The organism is Rhodoplanes sp. SY1, from assembly GCF_046000175.1.
Lineage (GTDB): Bacteria > Pseudomonadota > Alphaproteobacteria > Rhizobiales > Xanthobacteraceae > Rhodoplanes.
Genome location: NZ_JBEOMB010000246.1, coordinates 1 through 695 on the forward strand (window position 1 = coordinate 1; position 695 = coordinate 695).

3 protein-coding genes are annotated in these 695 nt (G+C 70.8%); all 3 read right to left on the reverse strand.

Going from position 1 to position 695, the window contains the following annotated elements; genetic code table 11:
- The coding region (locus tag ABTU92_RS28890) for a hypothetical protein (RefSeq protein ID WP_408095008.1) at positions 1-182 on the reverse strand (182 nt) is incomplete at its 3' end.
- A gap of 10 nt (positions 183-192) precedes the next feature.
- Positions 193-492: a hypothetical protein gene (locus ABTU92_RS28895; protein ID WP_408095009.1), complete on the reverse strand. Its 300-nt coding sequence runs from the start codon at positions 490-492 to the stop codon at positions 193-195.
- On the reverse strand, positions 410-695 hold a 286-nt coding region (locus tag ABTU92_RS28900), incomplete at its 5' end, for a hypothetical protein (RefSeq protein WP_408095010.1). The genes ABTU92_RS28900 and ABTU92_RS28895, both read right to left, overlap by 83 nt.

Sequence of the window (695 nt, forward strand, 5' to 3'; positions counted from 1 at the left end):
CGCTCGGAGAGCGCGCCGATCGATTTCTGAAGAATCGCGTTCTGCTGCTCGTACTCGGCCTTGGTGGGGAACTGGCCGCGCAGGTAGTACATGGCGACGCCCATCAGCACGGCGAGCGGCACCGAGAGGAACCACCACACGTCCTTGATGAGCGCGATCGTGCCGGCCCAGTCGAATTGCATCGTGCGCCCCTCAGTTCCCTTTCAGTCCGGCCGCGAGGGCCTCGTAGAAGGCGATCAGCCGGCGCCCGCAGCGGTCGTGCGCCCACTCTGAGATCTTCAGCTGCGCCACCAGGCGCTCGACCTCGGCGGCCGAGAGCGGCCCCTTGCCCTGCGGCCGCGGCACCAGCGTGCGGGGTCCGAAGCAGGCGACGAGATCGGCCGGCAGCGGCGGCAGCATGGTGCGCGTGTCAACGGCCCCAGAGGTCACGCAGCCGGCGAGCAGCATCGTCAGGCAGGCAATCACCGGCAGTCGGGCGAGCTTGTAGCGCATCGACTTTCTCCTCCAGGAGCCGGCGCTCGGCCGCGTCCGTCTCGGCCCGCACCTGGTCGGCTTTCGCCGCGGCGTCGCGGGCGCGCGCCTCGCGCTCCAGCTTCTCGACCGTCGCCCGCAGCGCGGCCGTCTCGCCGAGGCGGGCGCGCAGCGACCAGCCCTGCGAGAATCCGATGACGAGCGAGATCAGGGCCGGCACGACG

What these genes read in the sequence shown, in the direction of transcription:
- ABTU92_RS28895 (WP_408095009.1), bottom strand. Translation starts at nt 492, where the DNA reads ATGCGCTACAAGCTCGCCCGACTGCCGGTGATTGCCTGCCTGACGATG.